25 protein-coding genes are annotated in these 22,338 nt (G+C 73.0%); 13 read left to right on the forward strand and 12 right to left on the reverse strand.

Annotated features, from left to right (window positions below; all coding sequences use genetic code 11):
- Positions 1-275 precede the first annotated feature (275 nt).
- The 3 genes from AB0L45_RS11575 to AB0L45_RS11585 all read left to right on the forward strand — a co-directional run bounded on the left by AB0L45_RS11575 (position 276) and on the right by AB0L45_RS11585 (position 3,695).
- Entirely contained in the window at positions 276-1,301 is a 1,026-nt protein-coding gene (locus AB0L45_RS11575; protein WP_365838512.1) for a 5-dehydro-4-deoxyglucarate dehydratase, read from the forward strand.
- Positions 1,301-2,608, forward strand: coding sequence for a hypothetical protein (locus AB0L45_RS11580; RefSeq protein WP_365838514.1), 1,308 nt, complete (start codon positions 1,301-1,303; stop codon positions 2,606-2,608). The genes AB0L45_RS11575 and AB0L45_RS11580 overlap by 1 nt, the downstream gene beginning before the upstream one ends.
- A gap of 178 nt (positions 2,609-2,786) precedes the next feature.
- Complete coding sequence (locus AB0L45_RS11585) at positions 2,787-3,695, forward strand: hypothetical protein (RefSeq protein WP_365838516.1); 909 nt, start codon at positions 2,787-2,789, stop codon at positions 3,693-3,695.
- Positions 3,696-3,756: 61 nt separating this feature from the next.
- Here AB0L45_RS11585 and AB0L45_RS11590 read toward each other — a convergent pair whose 3' ends face one another.
- From AB0L45_RS11590 to AB0L45_RS11615, 6 genes are all read right to left on the reverse strand, one after another.
- On the reverse strand, positions 3,757-4,446 hold the full coding sequence (locus AB0L45_RS11590) for a class F sortase (RefSeq protein ID WP_365838518.1): 690 nt from the start codon (positions 4,444-4,446) through the stop codon (positions 3,757-3,759).
- Positions 4,447-4,692: 246 nt separating this feature from the next.
- On the reverse strand, positions 4,693-5,199 hold the full coding sequence (locus tag AB0L45_RS11595; protein WP_365838519.1) for a hypothetical protein: 507 nt from the start codon (positions 5,197-5,199) through the stop codon (positions 4,693-4,695).
- 393 nt (positions 5,200-5,592) lie between these two features.
- Positions 5,593-6,240 carry a response regulator transcription factor gene (locus AB0L45_RS11600; RefSeq protein ID WP_365838595.1) on the reverse strand — a complete coding sequence of 216 codons (648 nt, stop codon included), beginning with the start codon at positions 6,238-6,240 and terminating at the stop codon, positions 5,593-5,595.
- A gap of 131 nt (positions 6,241-6,371) precedes the next feature.
- Entirely contained in the window at positions 6,372-7,676 is a 1,305-nt protein-coding gene (locus tag AB0L45_RS11605; protein ID WP_365838521.1) for a histidine kinase, read from the reverse strand.
- A complete protein-coding gene (locus tag AB0L45_RS11610) occupies positions 7,667-8,692 on the reverse strand; it encodes a hypothetical protein (protein ID WP_365838523.1) in 1,026 nt (341 codons plus the stop codon). Before AB0L45_RS11610 ends, AB0L45_RS11605 begins: the two co-directional genes overlap by 10 nt.
- 106 nt (positions 8,693-8,798) lie before the next feature.
- The gene (locus AB0L45_RS11615; RefSeq protein ID WP_365838525.1) at positions 8,799-9,569 is read right to left on the reverse strand and encodes an IclR family transcriptional regulator; all 771 of its coding nucleotides are present in this window, start codon (positions 9,567-9,569) and stop codon (positions 8,799-8,801) included.
- A gap of 128 nt (positions 9,570-9,697) precedes the next feature.
- Between AB0L45_RS11615 and AB0L45_RS11620 the strand changes: the two genes are divergently transcribed.
- Together AB0L45_RS11620 and AB0L45_RS11625 are read left to right on the forward strand one after the other, a co-directional pair.
- On the forward strand, positions 9,698-11,338 hold the full coding sequence (locus AB0L45_RS11620) for an aldehyde dehydrogenase (NADP(+)) (protein WP_365838527.1): 1,641 nt from the start codon (positions 9,698-9,700) through the stop codon (positions 11,336-11,338).
- A gap of 11 nt (positions 11,339-11,349) precedes the next feature.
- The gene (locus tag AB0L45_RS11625; RefSeq protein ID WP_365838529.1) at positions 11,350-12,042 is read left to right on the forward strand and encodes a GNAT family N-acetyltransferase; all 693 of its coding nucleotides are present in this window, start codon (positions 11,350-11,352) and stop codon (positions 12,040-12,042) included.
- Here AB0L45_RS11625 and AB0L45_RS11630 read toward each other — a convergent pair.
- Together AB0L45_RS11630 and AB0L45_RS11635 are read right to left on the reverse strand one after the other, a co-directional pair.
- Complete coding sequence (locus AB0L45_RS11630) at positions 12,020-12,673, reverse strand: class I SAM-dependent methyltransferase (RefSeq protein WP_365838531.1); 654 nt, start codon at positions 12,671-12,673, stop codon at positions 12,020-12,022. The two genes, AB0L45_RS11625 and AB0L45_RS11630, sit on opposite strands and share 23 nt — an antisense overlap.
- 100 nt (positions 12,674-12,773) lie before the next feature.
- A complete protein-coding gene (locus AB0L45_RS11635; protein WP_365838533.1) occupies positions 12,774-12,995 on the reverse strand; it encodes a hypothetical protein in 222 nt (73 codons plus the stop codon).
- Between the two features lie 310 nt (positions 12,996-13,305).
- Here AB0L45_RS11635 and AB0L45_RS11640 point away from each other — a divergent pair, with 310 nt between their 5' ends.
- The 6 genes from AB0L45_RS11640 (at position 13,306) to AB0L45_RS11665 (ending at position 16,681) form a co-directional block, all read left to right on the forward strand.
- Positions 13,306-13,719, forward strand: a complete 414-nt coding sequence (locus tag AB0L45_RS11640; RefSeq protein WP_365838535.1) for a helix-turn-helix transcriptional regulator — start codon at positions 13,306-13,308, stop codon at positions 13,717-13,719.
- Entirely contained in the window at positions 13,644-14,138 is a 495-nt protein-coding gene (locus AB0L45_RS11645) for a DUF5753 domain-containing protein (RefSeq protein WP_365838537.1), read from the forward strand. The genes AB0L45_RS11640 and AB0L45_RS11645 overlap by 76 nt, the downstream gene beginning before the upstream one ends.
- Positions 14,135-14,341: a DUF397 domain-containing protein gene (locus AB0L45_RS11650; protein WP_365838539.1), complete on the forward strand. Its 207-nt coding sequence runs from the start codon at positions 14,135-14,137 to the stop codon at positions 14,339-14,341. The genes AB0L45_RS11645 and AB0L45_RS11650 overlap by 4 nt, the downstream gene beginning before the upstream one ends.
- A 58-nt stretch (positions 14,342-14,399) precedes the next feature.
- Positions 14,400-14,618 carry a DUF397 domain-containing protein gene (locus tag AB0L45_RS11655; protein WP_365838541.1) on the forward strand — a complete coding sequence of 73 codons (219 nt, stop codon included), beginning with the start codon at positions 14,400-14,402 and terminating at the stop codon, positions 14,616-14,618.
- Between the two features lie 187 nt (positions 14,619-14,805).
- Entirely contained in the window at positions 14,806-15,516 is a 711-nt protein-coding gene (locus AB0L45_RS11660; protein ID WP_365838543.1) for a DsbA family oxidoreductase, read from the forward strand.
- 118 nt (positions 15,517-15,634) lie between these two features.
- A complete protein-coding gene (locus AB0L45_RS11665) occupies positions 15,635-16,681 on the forward strand; it encodes an aminotransferase class V-fold PLP-dependent enzyme (RefSeq protein ID WP_365838545.1) in 1,047 nt (348 codons plus the stop codon).
- A 69-nt stretch (positions 16,682-16,750) separates the two neighbouring features.
- Here AB0L45_RS11665 and AB0L45_RS11670 read toward each other — a convergent pair whose 3' ends face one another.
- Positions 16,751-18,061: an alpha/beta fold hydrolase gene (locus AB0L45_RS11670; protein WP_365838547.1), complete on the reverse strand. Its 1,311-nt coding sequence runs from the start codon at positions 18,059-18,061 to the stop codon at positions 16,751-16,753.
- A 125-nt stretch (positions 18,062-18,186) separates the two neighbouring features.
- Between AB0L45_RS11670 and AB0L45_RS11675 the strand changes: the two genes are divergently transcribed.
- Both AB0L45_RS11675 and AB0L45_RS11680 read left to right on the forward strand, forming a co-directional pair.
- A complete protein-coding gene (locus AB0L45_RS11675; protein ID WP_365838549.1) occupies positions 18,187-18,801 on the forward strand; it encodes a sigma-70 family RNA polymerase sigma factor in 615 nt (204 codons plus the stop codon).
- A gap of 405 nt (positions 18,802-19,206) precedes the next feature.
- Positions 19,207-20,283, forward strand: coding sequence for a maleylpyruvate isomerase family mycothiol-dependent enzyme (locus AB0L45_RS11680; RefSeq protein WP_365838551.1), 1,077 nt, complete (start codon positions 19,207-19,209; stop codon positions 20,281-20,283).
- Positions 20,284-20,325: 42 nt separating this feature from the next.
- Here the strand turns inward: AB0L45_RS11680 and thpD are convergent, their stop codons facing one another.
- From thpD to AB0L45_RS11695, 3 genes are all read right to left on the reverse strand, one after another.
- On the reverse strand, positions 20,326-21,225 hold the full coding sequence (gene thpD, locus AB0L45_RS11685) for an ectoine hydroxylase (RefSeq protein WP_365838553.1): 900 nt from the start codon (positions 21,223-21,225) through the stop codon (positions 20,326-20,328).
- An 87-nt stretch (positions 21,226-21,312) separates the two neighbouring features.
- Positions 21,313-21,741, reverse strand: coding sequence for an ectoine synthase (locus tag AB0L45_RS11690; protein ID WP_365838555.1), 429 nt, complete (start codon positions 21,739-21,741; stop codon positions 21,313-21,315).
- A gap of 57 nt (positions 21,742-21,798) precedes the next feature.
- A partial coding sequence (locus tag AB0L45_RS11695; RefSeq protein WP_365838557.1) for an aminotransferase class III-fold pyridoxal phosphate-dependent enzyme occupies positions 21,799-22,338 on the reverse strand: 540 nt, incomplete at its 5' end.

Consider the following 22,338-nt stretch of genomic DNA (forward strand, 5'->3'; position numbering starts at 1 on the left):
GGCCGCATCGGCGGATCGTGTTCAGATGGGTGGACGACCGGGGTCACGGTAGGAAGGTGTGCCGGACGGGGTCAAGGTGGCTGACGGATCGCTCAAATCCGGTTGTGCCGGGGAAACTTAGGGTTCCGGACGGGTGGGTGGGGTCCTTGACCGGCCCGGGAGTGCTGCCCTAGCGTGAGCGGGTTCAGGGATGTGTACAACAGTCAGCGACGTGCACGCGCGAGGACGTCATGGAGAGGTGCGCGCGTCCCGTACGAGCATGTCAGGGAGAGCCCGTGACCTCAGCCCCGCCGCTCGCCGAACGCCTCGACGGACTGCTGTTCTTCCCCGTGACGGCGTACGGCCCCGACGGCACCCTGGACCCGGCCGCCTTCCGCGCCCACGTACGCGCGGGCCTCGACGCCGGCGCGGCCGCCGTCTTCGCCTGCTGCGGTACGGGCGAGTTCCACGCGCTGACCCCGGAGGAGTTCCGGGACTGCGTGACCGCCGCCGTCCAGGAAGCGGCCGGGCGGGTTCCGGTCCTGGCCGGCGCCGGGTACGGGACCGCGCTCGCCGTGCGTTACGCCCGGCTCGCCGAGGAGGCGGGCGCCGTCGGGCTGCTGGCCATGCCGCCGTACCTCGTCACCGCCGACCAGGCGGGCCTGCTGCGCCACTACACGGACGTCGCCGCGGCCACCGCCCTGCCCGTCATCGTCTACCAGCGCGACAACGCCGTCTTCACCCCGGACACCGTCGTCGCCCTCGCGCGCACCCCCGGCATCATCGGCCTCAAGGACGGTCTCGGCGATCTCGATCTGCTGCAACGGATGATCAGCGCGGTGCGGAGTGAGGGGAGGGGGGAGGTACGGGAGAAGGCACGGGGAAAGGTGCGGGGGGAGCGTCAGGAGCGGAGACAGGGTCAGGAGTGGAGACAGCAGCAGGAGTTTCTGTACTTCAATGGGCTGCCGACCGCTGAGCTGACCGCCCTCGCCTACCGCGGGCTCGGCGTCCGCCGGTACTCGTCGGCCGTCTTCGCCTTCGCCCCGGAGATCGCCACCGCCTTCCACCGGGCGCTCGCCGACGGCGACGACGAGATGGTCACCCGGTTGCTGGACGGCTTCTACCGGCCGCTGGTCGAGCTGCGCAACCAAGGGCGTGGCTACGCGGTCTCGCTGGTCAAGGCGGGGGTACGGCTGCGCGGGACGGACGTGGGCCCGGTACGGCCGCCGCTGAGCGAACCGGCCCCCGAACACGTCAAGGCGCTGGCCGCGCTGATCGAACAGGGCCTGGCGCTGGTCGGCGCGCCGGCGGGCGGCCGCTGATGCGCGCTGCCGCGTTCCTGTATCCGTGGGACGTGGCCGGCGACCCGGCCGCCGCGCGCCGCGTCGCGGACCTCGGCGCCCAGCAGGTCACCCTGGCCGCCGCGTACCACTCCACCCGCGCGCTGACCCCACGTCACCCCCGCCACCGAGTCGTCACCGCCCGGCACGCGGCCGTCCTGTACCCGCCGGACGCCGAACGCTGGGCGGGCCGCGCCCTGCGCCCGTACCCGCAGGACTGGGTGGCGGACCCGGACCCTTTCGACGTGGCGGCGCGGACGCTGGCGGACGCGGGCCTGGAGGTGCACAGCTGGGTCGTACTGGCCCACAACACCCGCCTGGGCACCGAGCACCCCGCCATCGCCGTACGCAACGCCTACGGCGACCGCTACCCGTGGGCGCCCTGCATCGCCCGGCCCGAGGTACGCGCCTACCTGCGCGACCTGGCCGCGGAGGCGGCGGCACGGCCCGGCGCGCGCGGCACCGAGCTGGAGTCCTGCGGCTGGTACGGACTGGCGCACCCGCACGCGCACGACAAAATCGGCGGCGTCCCGCTCTCCGGCGCCGCCCAGTACCTGATGTCGCTGTGCTTCTGCGAGGTCTGCGAGGCGGGATATACGGGGCTGGGCGTGCGGGCGGAGGAGGTGCGGGGCGCGGTGGTACGGGCGCTGGAGCCGGTGTGGGCGGGCGCCGAGGGCAGGGGCAAGGGGGAGACGGGCGGGGGCCGGGCGGGGGAGTGGCGCGGTGTGGAGGAGATGCTGGGCGGCGAACTGTCGGTGCTCGTACGGCGCTGGCGAGACGATGCCGCGCGCACGCTCCAGCGGGAGGTGGTCGCGGCCGTACGAGGCGCCGCGCGCGACGGGTTCCGCGTACTGCTGCACGCCGATCCGGCCGCGCACCGCTGCGGCGCGAACGCGGGCGTCGACCCGGCGGACGTCCTGGCGCACGCCGACGGGGTGGTGGTGCCGTGCACGGGCGACGACGCGGACCGTACGGATGCGCTGCTGCCGTTCGTGGAGGCGCGGGCGGTGGCCGGGGTGGGCTTCGACACGCCTCCGGGTTCCCTTCCGGGCTCCGTCTCGGGCTCCCTCCCGGACGCGCCGTCCGTCCCGGTGGTCGCCGCCAACCTCACCGTCGTCGCCGCCATGGGCGGTCGCCCCGGCGCCCTCGCCGCCGATGCCGCGCACGCAGCCGCCCTGGGCGCCGGTGAGCTGCGGCTCTATCACGCGGGCCTGGCGGGGAACGGCGATCTGGCGGCCGTACGGCGCGGGCTGGTGGCCGTACGGCGTGCCTCGGCGACCGTACGGTGAGAGCGGCCCACGACCGCCGGCAGACCCTGGGTAGTAGTCCCCTGGAAAGCCCCCCGAAGGCCCTCGGGGCGTCCCTGAAGGCCCTCGGGAAACCCCTGCCCCTGCCCCTGCCCCTGCCCCTGGAAAGACCTTGGGAAGAACCTCGGGAATCTCGGGAACCCCCTGTGGAAGGAACGTCATGACACAGCGCATCCTCGACCTCGACCGGGAGGAACTGGCGTCGCTTCGGGGCCGGGAGCTGACCGAAGCGGTCGCCGCCGCCGAGGGCCGCACGATGGTCGCCGAAGTCTTCGCCGAGCGCGCGGCGCTCTCCCCGTACCCCGACGGCCGCGCGGGCGTGCACAACATCGAGCTGGTCTCCGCCTTCGGCGCGGACATCGTGATCCTCAACCTCATCGAGCGGGCCTGGGACGGGGAGTCCCTGCGGCTGCCCGGGCTGGGGACGTTCGCCGGCTTCGCCGACCTGGCCTCGTACGTGGGCCGCCCGATCGGCGTCAATCTCGAACCGGGCGACGTGCCGGAGATCCGCCGGGCCGGTCCCGAGCAGGCCCGCCGCCTGGTCGACATGGGCGCCGCACTGCTCTGCCTGACCGCCAATCCGGGCACCGGCGGCAGTTTCGACGGGCTGGCTCGCGTCACCGACGAGCTGCGCCGCGGTCTCGGCGACGACGTGGCGCTGTGGTCCGGCAAGATGCACCACGCGGGCCACCCCGAGCGGATCACCGCCGAGCGGCTGACCGCGCTGGTGGACGCGGGCGCCGACGGCATCGTGCTGCCGTTGCCCGGCACCATGCCCGGTCTGACCAAGGAGCGGGCCGCCGAGGCGGTCGCCGCTGTCCAGGACGCGGGGGCGGTGGTGATGGGCGCGATCGGTACGAGCCAGGAGGGCGCGCACGCCGACGTCGTCCCCCAACTGGCTGTGACGGCGAAGGAGATCGGGGTGGACGCGCACCACTTCGGGGACGCGTTCCTGCCGGGCATGTGTGATCCGGAGGTGCTCTACGCCTACTCCGTTGCGGTCCGCGGCCGGCGGCACACCTGGAACCGGATGGCGCTCAACGGGCGCGGCAACCGCGTTCCGGGCTGAGGGGGGGGACGGCCCGGGGGACGCGCGGGGCGGAGGTCGCGCAGGGCGTCCGCCGGGTGCGTCAGCCGGCGCTGCGGTGCGGGGCCGGTTCCCGCTTCGTGCCGGTCAGGTGGGCGAAGACCACCACGTTGCCCAGGTACTCCTGCCGGGCCTTGTTGAAGCCACCGCCGCAGGTGATCAGCCGCAGTTCGGGGCGGGAGGCCGGTTCGTAGACCTTCTTGTCCGGGAAGTCGGCGCCGTCGTAGACCTCGACGGCGTCGACGGAGAAGACCGCGGTGCGGCCGTCCGCGCGGACGATCTCGACCTGGTGGTTCTTCTTCAGGGAGCCGAGGTTGTAGAAGACCGCGGGCCCGGAACGGTTGTCTACGTGGCCCGCCACCAGTGAAGTGCCGGTGGTGCCGGGGGTGTTGCCGTCCTCGTACCAGCCGGCGAGGTTCTTGTCCTCCTGCGGCGGGGTCGCCAGGCCGCCGCTCTCGTCGAGACCGAGGCGCATCAGCGGCGCGTCCACGCCGACCGACGGGATACGGACCCGCAGGGGCCGGGAGGCCGGCATCGGCGGGGGCGGCGGGGTGGGGGCCGCGGACGGGCGGCCGCCGTGTGCGCCGGCGGCGAACCCCTGGTCGGCGGAGGGCTGCGGCGGCGCCTGGGCCCGGGCGCCGTGGCCGATCAGCCAGATGCCGGTGCACATGGCGGCGGCGGTGAGCAGGGCTATGAGGCCTTGGTCGCCGCGGCGGCGACGGGGGTGTCCCATGGCTGTCGTGCCTCCGGGTCTGCTGCGGGCGGGCCGTCGGAGCGCGGTCCGCAGGGTGCGGGGTGCGGGGTGCGGGGTGCGCATGACGGGTTACGGGACGTGGCCTGGGCCCGGGTGCGACCCCGGCCTCCCGGGTACGGCGGACGTGACCGGGAGGCGGGGACGCGGACCGGCGGACCGGACCGGCGGACTGGGCGATGCCCGTGCCGTCCGGCGCTTGTGGCCGCTTGTGGCCGCTCCGAAGGTTCAGGCCGAGTCGTCCGCGCGACGGCGGCGCACCATCCACGCGCCACCGGCGGCGGCCGCCAGCAGTACGCCCGCACCCGCGACGATCTGCGTGGTGCCGGAGCTCTCACTGGTGGTGCCGACGCCGGTCCTGGTCGGGCCGTGCGGGGTGCCGCGGGAGGTGACCCGTACCGTGGCGGAGAGCGCCGTGCCGTTGGAGCACTTGCCGCTGATGCCGTAGTTGCCCGGCTTGGTGCTCGTCGGCACCCGCAGGGAGCCCTGGACGTTTTCGGTGTGCGTCTGGCCCTTCGAAGACAGCTTTATCCTGTCGGCGCCCAGGGTGCTGGCGTCCACGGTGGCCGAACCGTCCTTGCCGCAGGCACTGCTGTTGAGGTTGACCGTCTTGCCGGCCTGGACGGGGTTCGGTGTCACCTCCAGGTTGCCGGTGGCGGCGAACGCCGCGGAGGTGGACAGGCCGAGGGCGGCGACGGACAGTGCGGCCCCGGTGAGAACGCGAGTGGAACGCATGTGACGAACCTCCACGAGGCACGGACCGCAGCACACGACTGCGCCGCGAGAGGAAGTTGGGGGATTCCGAGCCTCCTGCAATCGAGGTAAGCGGCCGGGCGCGCCGGGAGCCTGTTGACGCGCTGTCAGAACTCCCGTGCCCGGTCGGCGTGTCGCGCATGATCGAGCACGTTTGTGCACGTCAGGGGCGCGGTGCCGGTGACGTTCGGTGATGTTGCGCATTGGGATGAACGGGTGACGGATATTTCCCGCGGAATGTGGTAGTGGCGCTGGGTAATCGGGTGTTACGGAGGGTGGTCGTGAGGCGGTCGCGAGGCGGTCGTGGGGTGGCCGCAGGGGGCGCGGGGGTGTGTGGACGTCTTCGAGTCCGGTCCGCCAGGAGGTTCCCGGCCCTCACCCCGGCTGGACGAACCCGCTCTCGTACGCCGCGATCACGGCCTGCGTCCGGTCCCGTACGCCCAGCTTGGCCAGTACGCCCGCGACATGCGTCTTGACCGTCGCGGGGCCCACCGCCAGCCGGTCCGCGATCTCCGCGTTCGTCAGGCCCTTGGTCATCAGCCGCAGCACGTCCGCCTCACGGTCGGACAGGCGCGCCCGCAGCGCCCGCGCCGTCTCGCGCGCGGTCCGCGCCCCCGCGTACCGGGCGGCCAGCTCCCGTACCGCCGCCGGGAACAGCAGCGAGTCGCTGCGCGCCACCATCCGTACCGCCTGCACCAGATCCTCCACACCGGCCCGCTTCAGCAGGAAGCCGCTGGCGCCGGCGCGCAGCGCGTCGTACACGTACGCGTCGTTCTCGAAGGTCGTCACCACGATGACGCGCGGCGGCTCCGCCATGCCCGCCAGCACCTGTTCGGTCGCGCGGATGCCGTCGATCTCCGGCATCCGGACGTCCATCAGCACGATGTCCGGACGCAGTTCGCGGATCAGCGGCACCGCCTCGGCGCCGGTGGCCGCCTCGCCGACGACCTCCATGTCCGGCTCCGCGCCGAGGATCGCGCGCAGCGCCGTACGCACCATCCGCTCGTCGTCGGCGAGGACGATGCGGAGCGGGGGAGCGGTGGTGCTGGGGGTGTCGGAGGTGCCGGAGGTGTCGGAGACGGTGGCAGGGGTATCGGTGCCGGTGGTCTCCGTGGAGCTTGTACGGGCGCCAGGGCGGCCCTCGTCCGGGGCGCTCACCGGGCCGTCTCCAGCGGGAGCCGTACGGTCAGCAGCCATACGCCGTCCTGGCCGGCGGCCCGTGCCTCGCCGCCCAGCAGGCGGGCGCGCTCGGCGATGCCGTGCAGGCCGCGGCCGCCACCGGGACGGGGCACAGGCCCGGCCGTATCGCGTGGTGTGTCTGCCTTCGGGCTCTTCATCGCGTCCCCCATCGTGTTTTTCACCGGATCCCTCACCGGATCCCCCGTCGGATTCTCCACCGTGATCCTCAGCTCGCCCGGATCCAAGGCGACCCGCAGCCGCACCGGTACGGCACCGGCGTGTCGCAGCGCGTTGCTGAGGCCTTCCTGCACCATCCGGTACGCCTCCCGCGAGACCAGCGGCGGCAGTCCCCCGCACCTGCCGTCGATGTCCGCATCGATCCGCAGCCCGGCGGCGCGGCTGCGGTCCAGCAAGCCGTCCAGGGCGTCCAGCGTCGGCGCGGGCGCCGGCGCGCCGGGGCGGTTGTCCCCCTCCTCGCGCAGCAGGCCCAGTACGGTGTCGAGTTCGGCGACCGCGTCGCGGGTGGTCTCCTCGATGGCGGTGAGCGCCTGCCGTGCGAACTCAGGGTCGGAGTCCAGCACCCGGCGGGCCGCGCCGGCCTGGAGGGTGACCGCGCTGAGCGCGTGGCCCACGGAGTCGTGCAGTTCGCGGGCGAGCCGGTTGCGGGAGGCGAGGTCGGCGGCCCGGCGTTCGGCGGCGGCCAGCCGGTCGGCGGGGGTACGGCCCAGCGCTACGGGCGCCAGGCGGGCCAGCAGCGTCCCGGCCCCCCAGGAGGTGCCTGCCACCAGGGCGAGCAGCCCGAGGCCGAGCAGCGGGCCGAGCACACTGCCCTCCAGAGCGGGCCAGCCCAGCTCCTCGTGCCGCAGCGGGTCCGTGACCGGCAGGAGGACCAGCATCACGGCGGCGGGTGGCGCCGACAGGGTCATGCCGCTGACGATGCCGCCGGCGGCCAGGTGCGCCACGAACCACAGGGCCGTACGCCGCCGGGCCGCCCACGAGTCGGCGGGCTCCTCGGCCAGTTCGGCCGCCACGTCCGCGGGCAGGCCGCACAGCGACCGCGCCGCGGTCGACTCCAGCGTGCGCAGCAGCGGGAAGAGCAGCGCGCTGAGGGCGGCGAGCGGCAGGGCCGCACCGAACGCGGCGAACTGCCACGGGAAGTCGGAGAACGGGTTGACGCTGGGGAAGAACAGCGGTGTGAGGACCGTGACCAGCAGGAAGTACGGCATCAGCAAGGCGCCGCCGAGGATGAGATGCACCCAGCGGCGGAAGGTCACCCGCATCGCGCGGCCTCCGAAGCGGCCCGCGTGGTGGCGTGCCGCTCGGCGAGGAAATGGGCGCCGGTGACGGCGACGAGCATCCCGACGATCATCTGCACAGCGTAAGTCAGGCTCATCACCGGTGTGGGCAGACGGGGGTCGGCCGCCGTCGCCGTCAGCGTGGTGAGCGTCATCCAGCCGCCCCAGCAGGCCAGCGCCGCCGAACCCGTCCAGGCCGCGGCCAGCGGCAGCAGCAGGGGCGTCCGGCCGCCGCGCCGGAAGCCGACCGCCAGTACGCCCACGGCGGTGAACAGGGCGAACAGCACGTACGCCGCGTCGTTGAGGCGGGCGTCGAAATCCTGGCCGGCCAGCCGCGCGGCGCTCAGCCCGACGCCCTGACCGGACGCCCACAGGCCGTGTACGGCGGCGGGGAGCGCGGCCGCCACGGCGGCGGCGACCGCGGCAGACTGCCGCGCGGGCAGCGTCGGGGTGACCGGCAGTCCACCGGTGCGGCCGCGCCACAGGTGACCCCAGCGGTCCCGCGCGTACAGCACGAACAGGGTGCCCAGCGCCAGGCCCTGCACGATGAACCCGCCGTAGACCAGACCCCACACCCACGGCGCCAGCAGGCCGTCCGGCCCGCCCGCCGCCGAACCCGTACCGTCCGCGGCGGCCCCGCGCACCAGGGCGAACAGCGTCTGTACGGGGAAGACCACGATGATCGGGGCGAGCAGGCCGGTGGCGCACCACATGGGGAGGGCCATCAGCCAGGACGGCACCCGGCGGCCCCAGGGGCGGGTCAGCAGGAACGCCAGCACGATCACGGCCGCGTCCATCAGGACGGTCAGGGCGTTCAGCGTCATCAGGGAGTTGCCGTCCCGGCGCAGGGCGCTGCCCGCGGGAATGCCGACGCGGCTGCCCGAGAGCCAGGCGAGTTTGAGGGAGAGGTACGGGACGCAGGCCGCCAGGGTGACCGTCCGCAGCGCGGCGCGTGTGCGGTTCCCGCGGACCGTCGGCGTCCCCGCTGGTGAGGAGTTCATGCCAGCAGGTTCCCGGATCCGGACCCGCCGGGCCTCGGCCCTGGCGACGATCTGCTTCCGCCGTGCGGCGGAGGGGCGGCGCCGAGGGGAGGAGCCGCCCGCCCCCTCAAAGCCGCCGCGTAGCCAGAGCCAGCCGGTCCCGCGCGTCGAACAGCGCGTCCTTGATCAGCTGCTCGTGCGCCGGGGTCAGCCGGGCCACCGGCACCGAGCAGCTGACCGCGTCCCGCGCCGGGGTGCGGTACGGAACCGCGACGCCGAAGCAGCGCAGGCCGAGCGTGTTCTCCTCGCGGTCGACGGCGTACCCCTGCTCGCGCACCAGGCGCAGCTCCTCGATGAGCTGCTCGCGGTCGGTGACGGTGTGCTCGGTCAGGGCGTCGAGCCTTTCCGGGAGGAGCGCCCGTACCTGGTCGTCGGTGTACGTGGCGAGCAGCGCCTTGCCCAGGGACGTGGAGTGGGCGGGCAGCCGGCGGCCGACACGGGTGAAGGGGCGCAGGTAGTGCTGGGACTGGCGGGTGGCGAGGTAGACGACGTTGGTGCCGTCCAGCCGGGCCAGGTGGATGGTCTCGGTCGTGTCGTCGGCGAGCCGGTCCAGGGTGGGGCGGGCGGCGGCCACCACCTCGTCCCCGTCGATGTACGAGGTGCCGACCAGCAGCGCGCGGACGCCGATGCCGTACCGCGTGCCGGTGGCGTCGGTCTCCACCCAGCCCAGGTCGACGAGGGTGCGCAGCAGCATGTAGAGGCTGGACTTCGGGTAGCCGACGGCTTCCTGGACGGCGGCGAGGCTGTGCATTCCGGGGCGGCCCGCGAAGTACTCCAGCAACTCCACCGTGCGCACTGCGGACTTGACCTGCGCTCCGGTGGTCTCGGCAGCGGACATCGGCCTTGACCCCTCAGTTCGGACAGCCATAGAGTCCCGGCGGACGGTCACATTCACCATCTGGGACGGCGTTCAGCATACCGAACGGCGTCCTGGGTGCGGCAAGAGTTCGCTGGGAGGAATGCGCGGTGGCAGCAGCACCAGTCTGGAGTGCCGACCCCCGTACCGGGAAGCGGCGCGAGCAGGTTGCGGTGGAGGCCACGGCGGCCGAGGTCGACGCCGCCGTACGGGCCGCGCACGAGGCCCGGGACGCGCTGGCGGACCGCGGCATCCGGGCCGCCCTGCTGCGCCGCGCCGCCGACCTGCTCGACGGCGCCGGCGAACGGATCGTCGAGGCCGCCGACGCGGAGACCGCGCTCGGGCCCGGCCGGCTCACCGGCGAACTGGCCCGCACCACCTACCAGTTGCGTGCCTTCGCCGACGTCGTCGACGAGGGCGCCTTCCTCGACGTACTGATCGACCACGCCGACCCCGCGCTCACCCCGCCCCGCCCCGACCTGCGCCGCTACAAAATTCCGCTCGGTGTCGTCGCCGTCTACGCGGCCAGCAACTTCCCGCTCGCCTTCTCCGTGCCCGGCGGCGACACCGCCAGCGCGCTCGCCGCCGGCTGCCCCGTCGTGGTCAAGGCCCACCCCGACCACCCGGCCACCTCCGAACTGTGCGCCGCCCTGCTGCGCCGCGCCGCGGCCGAAGTCGGCCTGCCCGAGGGCGTGATCGGCCTGGTGCACGGCTTCGAGGCGGGCATCGAGCTGGTCCGGCACCCGCTGGTCGCCGCCGCCGGCTTCACCGGATCGGTACGCGGCGGACGCGCCCTGTACGACGCGGCCGCCGCCCGCCCGCACCCGATCCCCTTCCACGGCGAACTCGGCAGCCTCAACCCGGTCGTGGTCACCGAGGCCGCCGCCGAGGAGCGCGCCGAGCAGATCGGCACCGGCCTGGCCGGCTCGATGACCCTCGGCACCGGCCAGTTCTGCGTCAAGCCCGGACTCGTCCTCGCGCCGCACGGCCCGGCCGGCGACCGCCTGGAGCGCTCCCTCACGGAGGCCGTCAGCAACACCGAGGCCGGGGTGCTCCTGGACCACCGGATGCGCGACGCGTTCCTCGACGGCGTACGGGAACGCGCCGCGCTGCCGGACGTCGAAGCCCCCGTGACACCCGGCGCGGGCGGCGAGCACACCGTCAGCGCGGGCTTCCTCACCGTCCCGGCGGCCCGGCTCGCCGCGGACGGCGGCGGCCACGACCTCCTCCTGGAGGAGTGCTTCGGGCCGGTCACCGTCCTCGCGCGCTACACCGACGACGCCGAGATCAGCGCCGTACTGGCCCGGCTGCCCGGCAACCTCACCGCCACGCTCCAGCTGGGGGCGGCGGAGTGCGCGGGGGAGGACGGGGTGCCGGACGCGGCGGTGGCTGGAGCCGGGGACGGAGCCGAAGCCGGGGACGGGAGCGGAAGCGGGGACGGTACCGGACGCGTCGCCTCCGCCGGCGGTACGGGGCGCGGCGCGCGGCTGCTGGCCGCGCTCACCCCGCTGGCCGGCCGGGTGCTCGTCAACGGCTGGCCGACCGGTGTCGCCGTGGCCCCCGCCCAGCACCACGGCGGCCCGTACCCGGCCACCACCTCGACCGCCACCTCCGTCGGCGGCACGGCGATCGAACGCTGGCTGCGGCCGGTCGTCTACCAGGACACCCCGCCCGCCCTGCTCCCGCCGGAACTGCGCGAGGACAACCCGCTGAAGCTGCCCCGCCGCGTCGACGGCCGGGCCGAAAGGTGACGTACGCACCCATGACGCACGCCCCCACGCCCGGCGCACCGCACGCCCCCACGCCCGGCGCACCGCACGCCGCCACGTCCGGTACACCGCACGTCTCCACGTCCGGTACACCGCACGCCGCCACGCCCGGCGCACCGGAAGCCCCCGCGCCGGGCGCGCCGCACGCCGCCACGCCGGGCGCGCCGCACGCCCCCGGCCCCACCGTCCGCCACGCCACGACCGCCGACCTCGACGCCATGGTCGACCTGCACTCCCGCGCCCGCGCGACGTACTACCGCGGCCGTATCCCCGACGCCCTGCTCGACGCCCCGGCCGAGCGCGAGCGGTGGCGTGCGGGCTGGCAGCGTGGACTGGAACGCCCGGACGCCACCGTGCTGTGCGCGGAACGGGACGGCGCGATCGTCGGCATCGCCTCCTACCGCCGTGAGGACGGCGCGCCCGCGGACACCGTCAAGCTCTTCCAGTTCCACGTCGACCCCGACCACTGGCGCGCCGGCATCGGCACCGTGCTGCACCGCGCCTGCGTGGCCGACTGGCAGGCGGCCGGCACCGCCACCGCCCACCTGGAGGTCTACTGGCACAACCAGCGCGCCCGCGCCTTCTACACCCGGCACGGCTGGCAACCCGACACGTCCCGGCGCCCCGCCCCGGACGCCACCCACCTGGACCTGATCCTGCCCCTCAGCCCTGCCGCCGCCCGATGAGCTGAAGCCGCTCGGCGGTGTGCCCCTCCAGCGTCTCGACCGTGTCCGTGCGCTCGGCCTCCACCGCGAAGCCGTGCGCCCGGAGCAGTCCGCGCAGGTGGTCCGGCTCGTGGTGCCGGAACACACCGCCGTCGGGCGTCTCGAACACCCCGTACGTCCCGTACCGGTCCGCGTACGCCTCGTACCGCTCCAGGTTCCGCCGGTCGCTCTGCAACGGCATGTCACTGACGTACAGCACGCCGCCCGGCCGTACCAGCCGCCCCAGCTCCGCGACGATCTCCCGCTGCTCCCCGGAGCCGGGCACACAGGTCAGTACGGCGAACAGCAGCGCGGCCCCGAAGCTCCCGCCCTCGAACGGCAGCGGCAGCCCGGGACAATGCTCGACCCGAACCCCCGGATGCTCCCGCCGGCCCCGCTCCACCAGCGCCCGCGACACGTCCACCCCGCACACGTCCCCGTACCCGGCCGCCACCAGCTCGGCGGTCAGCCGCCCGTACCCGCATCCGTAGTCCAGCACCGCCACGTCGCGCGGCACGTAAGCGTCGAGCAGCCCGTGGTCCAACGGGTGGGTGAACGTCTTGCCCGCCCCGGCCCGCTCCCAGAACCCCCGCGCTTCCTGCCGCATCTCCATGGGCGGACGCTACCCCGGAAGCGACGGGAGGCCGCTCATTTCGGCGATGACGGCGGAGTTTCCGCTCAGTGAGCCGGAGTCGCTGACGCGCCACCCACGCTCACTGCCCTGCCTTGCCGACGGGCACGGAGAAGGCGTTGACGGGTTCTTCCGTGTGCTTCTTGTACTCCGTGTGCCCGGTCTCGTCCGCGTGGGCGCGAATCCATGTGTGCAATGGCGTGGGAGTGTCCCAAACGCTGGAGCGAACGCCGCATTCCATGCCACCGGATTCAGTGACGCAAACGGCGACGTGCTTCCGGATGCCGGTGATCTGGATTTCCATGCGTGTCGGGGCAGAGGCGGGGGTTGTCATGGACTTGCCTTCAGGTCGCGGGGGGACGAGGGCAGCATCACTGCTGCCACTGGTGCGCATGTGGAGCACGCCTTCATGCCCGTGCGAGCGCATGAGGCGGGCGAAGTGTGTCCGGCCGGGGCTGGTAGCCGGGGGAAGGCGATTCGGCAGGTCGTTCGGCATGGGGAGCTGAGCCCTTCATCCGGTGCGTGACTGTCTGCTCACAGACTGCCGCTTCAGGCGTAGGCTCAATAGGCCTGAAAGGTTTCCAAGGCACTTGGAAAAACCGGGAGTTGCACACATGAGCGAAAAGTTCCTCGCGGCACAACCCGAACCGCGCAACGGTCTTGAGTGGTTCGGGCGAGAGCTGGAGGAAGCCCTTCGTCATCGGGGCGTGACCCAGCAGGAGCTGGCAGACGCGACAGGTTACAAGGCGCCGTACGTGACGAAGGTGAAGCAGGGTAAAGCTCTTGCCAGCCTGCATTTCGCCGAAGGGTGCGACCAGTTTTTCCGCACCTCCGGCTACTTCGCCCGTATGCGGACCCGGATCTCGCAGCACGGGCACCCTGAGTGGTTCGTGCCGTACCTGCTGCTGGAGGAGAAGGCGGCGCAATTCTCGACTTCTCGCCCTTCCTGGTCATGGGAATCCTGCAGACCTTCGCCTACGCCGAAGCGCTGTACCGTGCGGCGAACCCGCGCTACTCGGACGACGTGATCAAGGAGAAGGTCGCGTGGCGCCTCCAGCGACGGGATGTCTTGGAGCGCCCCGAGCCGCCACTGTTGTGGGTCGTGCTGGACGAGTCGTGTCTGCGCCGGCAGGTGGGAGGACGCCCCGTGATGCGTGGCCAGATGGAGCACCTGTCGCAAGTGGCTGAGACGCCGAACGTCACTGTCCAAGTACTGCCGTTCGACTCCGGTGCTCCTCCGGCGGCAGAGCCGTTTACGCTGCTGACGTTCGACGATGGCTCGGCACCAGTGCTCTACTCGGAAGCTCAGGGACTGGGACGCGTCATCGATTCGGCGTCCGTGGTGGCCACAGGCACGAGCAGGTACGAACGGCTGCGCGCGGACGCGTTGTCCCCCGAGAAATCACTCCGCGCACTGCGCGAAGCGATCAAGGAGTACGCGCGATGAAGACAGGAAAGCCCGTCCGTTGGGTGAAGAGCACCAACAGCAGCGGGGACGGCGGCCAGTGCGTCGAGTGGGCGCCGGAGCATGCGGTGGCTACGGGGGAGTATCTGGTCCGGGACAGTGCGTTTCCGGATGGGCCGTGTTTGAGGCTTAATGGCGAGGCATTTGCCGGGCTTGTTCGGTTTGCTCAGCGGGCTGCTGTCTGACTTCGGCCGAGCGAGCCGCCGGCCCCGCTCCCTCTAGCCTTGCGGAGGAATGCACCAGATGACCAGCACTCCAGGCCTCGTACGCCCCACCCGGTGGGCCAAGAGCAGTTACAGCGGCGGTGAAGGTGGCCAGTGCGTCGAGTGGGCGCCGGAGTATGCGGTGGCTACGGGGGAGTATCTGGTTCGGGACAGTGCGTTTCCGGATGGGCCGTGCTTGAGGCTTACTGGTGGGGCGTTTGCTGGGCTCGTGCAGTTCGCTCGGCGGGCTGTTGTCTGATCTTGTCGAGCGGGTTATCGGTCCCGCCTTCCCGTGATGGGGCGGCGGGGCTTCTTGCTCCGGTGTCTGTGGTGGTGTGTGACGCCGCGTACCCGTATGCGTTACCGCGTCGGGGAATAGGTACCGCCTTCGGAAGGTTGTCCGCCACTGTCTGTATTCGTACTGGTCATCTGAGGACATACCTGACATGCGCGTCGAGATCTGGGCGGACATCGCCTGCCCCTGGTGCTACATCGGCAAGGCCCGTTTCGAGAAGGGGCTGGCCGGGTTCGCGCATCGGGGGGCGGTGGAGGTGGTGCACCGGTCGTTCGAGTTGGATCCGGAGGCGGCGCCGGCGGGGGGCGTGCCGGTGCTGGAGATGCTCGCGGGCAAGTACGGGGTGTCGCGGGAGCAGGCTGAGGCCATGGAGGCTCGGGTGGCTGAGGCGGCGGCTGGGGAAGGGCTCGGGTACCGGTCGGACCGGATGCACGGGAACACCTTTGACCTGCACCGGCTGCTGCACCTGGCCAAGGCGCGGGGCGTCCAGGACGCGCTGCTCGGCGCGCTGTACCGGGCCAACTTCGCGGAGGCGCTGCCGCTGGGGGACGCGGACGTGCTGACCGGGGTCGCGGTGGCCGCGGGGCTGGACGAGGAGGACGTGCGCCGGGTGCTGGCGGACGGGACCGCCTACGCGGAGGCGGTGCGCGCCGATGAGCGGGAGGCGGCGGAGCTGGGGGCGCGGAGCGTGCCGTTCTTCGTCATCGACCGGCGGTACGGGATCTCCGGCGGGCAGCCCGCCGAGGTGTTCCGGCAGGCGCTGGAGCAGGCGTGGGGGGAGGGGGAGGCGCCCGTGCTGGGGGACGGCGAGGGCGCGCCGGGGTGTGAAGGGGAGGTGTGCCGGCCCGGCACGGGTAAGTGATCGCGGCGGGGGTCGGTGCAGTGGCAGGGCGCTGAGCTGCGGGGATAAGGGGTGCTTGGTGCCGTTGCAAAGGAATTCTTGATGGACGGCGGGCGGCGGGGCGGTCACAGTGGGGGGCATGCAGCGCATTGAGCCACTTGGTGGGGACGAGTTCGCGCCCCTGACGACGTACCTGAACACCGCCTCCAGCGGCCTGCTCCCGGCCCGTGCGGCTGCCGCCCTGCGCGCGGCCGTCGAGGAGTCCGTCTCGTACGGGACCATGGGCCGGGACTACTTCGGGCCGGCGGAGGCCGCGCGGGCCGCGTTCGCCCAGCTGATGCACGTAGCGCCGGATCGGGTCGCGATCGGCGGCGCCGTCGCGGTGCATGCCGCGCTGATCGCCGGGTCGCTCCCGAACGGGGCCGAAGTGCTGGTTCCCGAGGGGGAGTTCAGTTCGCTGGTCAATCCGTTCGCGGCCCGGTCCGGGATCAAGCTGCGTACCGCGCCGCTCGCGGAGCTGGCCGATGCCGTCCGGCCGGGCACGGCGCTCGTCGCGGTGAGCGCGGTCCAGGCCCTGGACGGACGGATCGCCGGCCTGGAGGCGGTACGGGCCGCCGCCCGCGCCCACGGCGCACGCACCCTGGTGGACGCCACGCAGGCCGCCGGGTGGCTGCCGCTGCGGGGCGGCGACTTCGATTACGTGGTGTGCGGGGCGTTCAAGTGGCTGCTGTGCCCGCGCGGCACCTCCTTCCTGGTGTGTGGCGACGACGGGCTGGAGGCGCTGCACGCCGGGTGGGTGGCCGGCGCGGACCCGTTCGAGTCCAATTACGGGCCGATCCGGGAGCTCGCGGCGGGCGCGCGCCGCTACGACGAGCCGCACGCCCATTACTCGTACACCGCCGCCGCGCAGTCCCTCGCCCTGCTGAACGAGATCGGCGTCGAGACCGTCCACGCGCACGACACCGCGCTCGCCGACCGGTACCGCGCGGGGATCACGGCGCTCGGCCACACCCCGCTGCCCGCGCCCGGTTCGGCGATCGTGTCCGTGCCGGGGCTCGCGGACGCGGCGGGCCGGCTGGAGGCGGCGGGGGTACGGGTCGCCGCGCGCGCCGGCAGCCTCCGCGCCGCCTTCCATCTGTACAACTCGTCGGATGATGTGGATCGGTTGCTGGAGCTGTTGGGGTAGCTGAGGAGGTGTGCGGGGGCTCCCGGCGCCGGCCAGGCTCCGGCCCGGCTCCGGTCCTGGCCCCCTGCCTCAGATCTCCCCGCGCACCATCCGGATCAGGCGCCCCAGCACCGCGCCGTCGCTGACCCGCAGCCCGTCGTGCTCCCACTCGTTGGTCACCCAGGTCCGCAGCCCGCGGATCTCCCGCGCGGTCTCCAGGGAGTGGGTGACGTCGACGTACATGTCGTCCGCGTACACGGCGGCCGCGGCCGGGACCTCGTTGGCCGCGAGGCGGTCGGCGTCGTACAGATCGGGCCAGTCGGCGCGCTCGGCCAGTGCCTGTGCGGTCTCCTTGAGGGGGCGCAGCGACGGGTCGGTGTCGAAGAGCCAGGGGTAGACCATCTCGCCGGTGAAGTGGACCGGCCGCCCGCCTTCCAGCGCCGTGTCCACGTCGAACGCGGGGAACTCGGCGCGTACCTGCTGGGCGGCCCAGCCGGTGCTCTTGGAGGCCACCGACCGCTGGGCGTAGATCGCTTCGTGCAGGACGGCGTACAGCGGGGTGGCGGCGTAGGAGAGATGGCCCTGTACGGCCTGGAGGAAGGAATCCGCCAGTTCGGGCCCCGCGGGGCCGGTCACCCACGCGTCCTCGATCAGGTAGTGCAGGACGTACGAGCCGGTGCCGGTGCCCAGCAGCAGGCCCAGCGCCTGGAACGCCTCAGCGGTCAGCTGCCCGCCGCCGGGCAGCCGGGCCGGGTGTTCGCGCAGGTGCGCGGCGATCCGGCGGACGCGCTCGACGTCCTGCGGATAGCGCGCGTAGTGCGCGGCGTTCTTGCGGGCCACCCTCGGGTACGCGGCCCGGTAGACGTCCTCCGCGGTGGCCCGCAGCCCCGGCAGGCCGCCCGTGATCATGACCTCGCGCAGCCCCTCGGGCGCGTACGAGAGATAGGTCGTGGCGCAGAAGCCGCCGAAGCTCTGCCCCAGGACGCTCCACCGCTCGCCGGGACCGGCCAGCTCACGCCGGAACAGCTCGGCGTCCCGCACGATCGCGTCGGCACGGAAATGCGCCAGGTACGCGGCCTGTTCGCGCGGGCCGCCGCGCAGCGCGAGGGTCTGCCGGTTGGCCGGCGCTGAGCGGCCGGTGCCCCGCTGGTCGAGCAGCAGCACCCGGTAGTGGTCCAGCGCGCGCACCAGCCAGGAGTCCCGGCCCAGCGGGCGCGGCGACGCGCAGCCTGGGCCGCCCTGGAGATAGACCAGCCACGGCAGCTTCTCGTGCTCCCGGCCGGGCGCCACGGCCTCGCGCCCGTAGACCGTCAGCCGCTCGCCGTCCGGCGCGGCGTGGTCCAGCGGCACCTCCAGGAAGTGGTCGGTCAGTACGACACCGGGCAGCCGGTCGGCACTCATGTACGCTCCTCGGTCCTCTTCGTCCCCGCGCCCCTCCGACGCCCTCCGGATCGTGCGACACCCGCCGGGCGCCGCGCAATTCGGCCGGGCGGACGGCTATCGCGGAGGAGGGCGAAAGGCTAGGAATGTCACCACACACTCACGAGGTGGTGCCGGTGGACGGGACAACCAGGTACCCGCCGCGCGACCGGGAGCTGCACCGGCGGCTGGTGTACGGGGACGAATCCGCGCTGGGTGAGGCGTACGACGCCTACAGCGCGCTGGTCAGGACGGTGGCCCGCCGGGTGACCGGCAGTACGGCGGTCGCCGACGAGGTGACGCACCGGGTCTTCATCGACCTGTGGACGTGCCCGTACGCCTTCGAGCCCGGCCACGGTTCGCTGCGCGCGTGGCTGAGCATCCGCGGGCACCACGGCGCGGTGGCCCGGACCCGGGAGACGGAGGCGGAGACGGAGCGCGCACCGGGCGGTACGGAAGCGGGGGCGGGGCACCAGTCCGTCGAGGAGGCCCGGCTGGCGCTGCACACCGCACTGACCGAACTGCCCCTGCCGGAACGGGAAGCACTGCACCTGGCGTGCTTCGCCGGACGTACGTACCGGCAGGTCGCGGTGGAACTGGGCATCCCGGAGGCGGCGGCCACCGCACGGCTGCGGAACGCCCTGGGCGGGCTGGCCGACCGGCTCGCCGGTCCGGTGGCCGGTCCCGGCAGCCCGGCCGACGAAGCACGGGACGAGTGCTGAATGCCGGGCGGCGACCGCGGGCAGCAAGGGAGACGACAGCTACGCGCGCGGGCAGGCCGGGCGGTGGAACAGCGGAAGGGGCGCGCGATGGGCGCGGGAGGCAGGAACGGGCGGGGTGGCGCGGGTGGGCCGGAGGGCCCAGGTGGTGCGGAGGGCCCGGGTGGCACGGGTGGTCCGCAGGGGGCGGGTGGTACCGGTGGCCCAGGGGGTGCGGGTGGTGTCGGCGGGCCCGGTGGTACGGGCGGGAGCGGTGGGCCGCAAGACCCGCATGACCCGCATGACCCCCACGACCCTCAAGCCCCGCAGGACCAGGACGGCCCGAACAACCCGGCCGTCCCCGACACCCCCACCGCGGCCCACGAGGAAGTCACCGCCCTGCTCGCCGCATGGGCGCTCGGTGCGGACATGCCGGGCGACGACGCGCGGGTCCGCGGCCACCTGAGCGACTGCGCGCCCTGCGCGGCCGAGGCGCGGCGGTTGCGGGAGACCGTACGGCTGCTGGACGAACCGGCGCCCGGCGGGACGGGCCGCGGGGCCGGACGCAAGGCGAACACGGGCCTGGCGCGCGGGCGGCTGATGGCCGCGGCCCGCGCCGCGCGGCCCGGGCAGGTGCCGCCGGCCGCGCACGCCGCTCCGTACGCGGGGGCGGTGGCCTGCCTGGACGCGCTGCTGCGGGAACTGGACCAGGCGCCGGCCCGCTGGGGTACCCCCGTCGTGCACGACTGGGACGTCCAGGGCACCGTCGCCCACCTGGTCGCGGCCGACGAAGTGCTGGCGGAACGGCTGGGGCTGGCGCCGGTGACGGAGGCGGGCACCGGACTGGGGCCGCTGCCCGGGGCGCGGCCGGAGGGGGGTTTCGGGGCGGACGCCGGTACGGATCCGGGCGCGCTGTCCGCGGGCCGGACGGCGGGCGCGGGCGCCCCCTGGGAGCTGCGCTGGGCGGCCCGTACGCAGGAGGTCGTGGCGTACGAGCACACCCGGCCGCCCGCCGAGACGCGGGAGGCGTGGCGGACCCAGGCACATGGGCTGCTCGCGCTGCCCGAGGCGGGTGACGAGCAGCTGGCCGCCATGGCCACGACGCTGATGGGCCTGCGGCTGCCGGTCGCCGACCACTATGTGATCCGCGCGTTCGAGACGTGGGTGCACACCCGCGACATCGGGCGGGCGCTGGGCCGTACCGTACCGCCGCCGCTGCCGGTGCACCTGCAACGCTTCCTGGGGCTGGCGGTACGCATCCTGGACCTGGCGCTGGGCCCGGAGGCGCAGCCGGTGCTGCTGTCGGTGGAGGGCGAGGCGGGCGGCGACTGGGTGCTCGGCTCGGACGCCGAGCCGATCGCCGCCGAACTGGTCCTGGAGGCCACCGACTTCCTCCTGCTCATCGGCGGGCGGCAGGACCCCGAGGAGATCGCGCGCGGCCAGGCGGGCGACGCGGCCGCCTCGCAGCGGCTGCTGGAGACGGCCACGTCGCTGGCCTGGCTGTGATGCCGTGCCGTGGTGCCCCGCCGGCACCGTACGGCGTAGGTGTCACTTCACGGGAGTGAAGTCACGCGCGCCGATGTACTCCGGGCGCCGGACCGGTGCCGCGAAGGGCTCCACCGCGGTGTTCTCGACGCTGTTGAACACGATGAAGACGTTGCTGCGCGGGTACGGCGTGATGTTGTCGCCGGAACCGTGCATGCAGTTGCAGTCGAACCAGGTGGCCGAACCGGCCTTGCCGGTGAACAGCTTGATGCCGTGCGCGTCGGCCAGCTTCGTCAGCGCCTCGTCCGAGGGCGTGCCCGCGTCCTGCATCTGCAGCGACTTCTTGTAGTTGTCGCGCGGCGTCTCACCGGCGCACCCGAGGAAGTGCCGGTGCGAACCCGGCATGATCATCAGGCCGCCGTTGGTGTCGTAGTTCTCCGTCAGCGCGATCGAGACCGACACGGTCCGCATGTTCGGCAGGCCGTCCTCGGCGTGCCAGGTCTCGAAGTCGGAGTGCCAGTAGAACCCGGAAGCACCGAAGCCCGGCTTGACGTTGATCCTGGACTGGTGGACGTACACGTCCGAGCCGAGGATCTGACGGGCGCGGCCCACCACGCGCGGGTCGGCGACCAGCTTGGCGAACACCTCGCTGATCTTGTGCACCTCGAAGACGGACCGGATCTCCTGGGACCGCGGCTCGACGATGGAGCGGTCGTCCGCCCGCATCGCCGGGTCGTTGACCAGCCGGTCCAGTTCGGCGCGGTACACCGCGACTTCCTCCGCCGTCAGCAGTTCACCGATGGCGAAGAAACCGTCGCGTTCGAACTCGCTCAGCTCGGCCGGCTGGAAAGGGCCCTCCGTGCCGGGCTGCGACCACACCACCGGGTCCTGCCGCGGGGTCATCACCTCGGTGGTCCCCCGGGTCGGGTACAGGTCGGCGGTGCGCTCGGGTGCGGTGGTCATGGTGTTGCCTTCCTCTCCTCTCGTACGAGCTTTCCTTCTCGCGCCTTCCTCAACTGCCGGACGGGGCAGGGGTACGCGCCGGGCGCGTCAGCCGGCCTGGCCGGCGGTCTCCGGCTCCGGCTCGGGCTCGGTGAGCAGCGGGTACACGCCGTTCTCGTCGTGGTCCTCGCGGCCCGTCACCGGCGGGTTGAAGACGCACACGCAGCGGAAGTCCTTCTTGATCCGCATGGTGTGCTTCTCGTGCCCGTCGAGCAGGTACATCGTGCCCGGGGTGATGGTGTACTTCTCACCGGTCTCGTCGTTGGTGAGCTCGGCCTCGCCCTCCACGCACAGCACGGCCTCGACGTGGTTGGCGTACCACATCGACGTCTCGGTGCCCGCGTACAGGATGGTCTCGTGCAGCGAGAAGCCGACGCGCTCCTTGGCGAGGATGATGCGCTTGCTCTCCCAGGTGCCCGACTTGGCCTTGACATGGCGGTCGGTGCCTTCGATGTCCTTGAAGGATCGGACGATCACGGTGTTCTCGTACCTTTCTGTGGTGCGGACAAGGAGTGGTGCGGTGCCGCGGTGCGCTCAGGCGCAGTCGCGGACCGCGCGGGCGAGGATGCGCAGACCCTCGTCCAGCTCCTCGGGGGTGGTCGTCAGCGCCGGCAGCAGCTTGACGACCTCGCTCTCCGGGCCGGAGGTCTCGATGAGCAGACCCAGCTCGAAGGCGCGCTTGGCGATCTTGTTGGCGAGCGGCTTGTCGGAGCACTCCAGGCCCCAGACCATGCCGCGGCCGCGGTACTCGGCGATGACGTCGGGGTGCTCCGCGACGATGGCGCGCAGGTGCGACTCGATGATCTCGCCGCGGGCCAGCGTCTGTTTCTCCATCTGGCCGTCGGCCCAGTACGTGTCCAGGGCCGCCGCGGCGGTGACGAAGGCGGGGTTGTTGCCGCGGAAGGTGCCGTTGTGCTCGCCCGGCTCCCACACGTCCAGCTCCGGCTTGAACAGGGTGAGCGCGAGCGGCAGGCCGTAGCCGCTGATGGACTTCGAGACGGTGACGATGTCCGGCACGATGCCCGCCTCCTCGAAGGAGAAGAACGCGCCGGTGCGGCCGCAGCCCATCTGGAT

The sequence above is a fragment of the Streptomyces sp. NPDC052496 genome (genome assembly GCF_040679095.1).
In the GTDB taxonomy this organism is placed as follows: Bacteria; Actinomycetota; Actinomycetes; order Streptomycetales; family Streptomycetaceae; genus Streptomyces.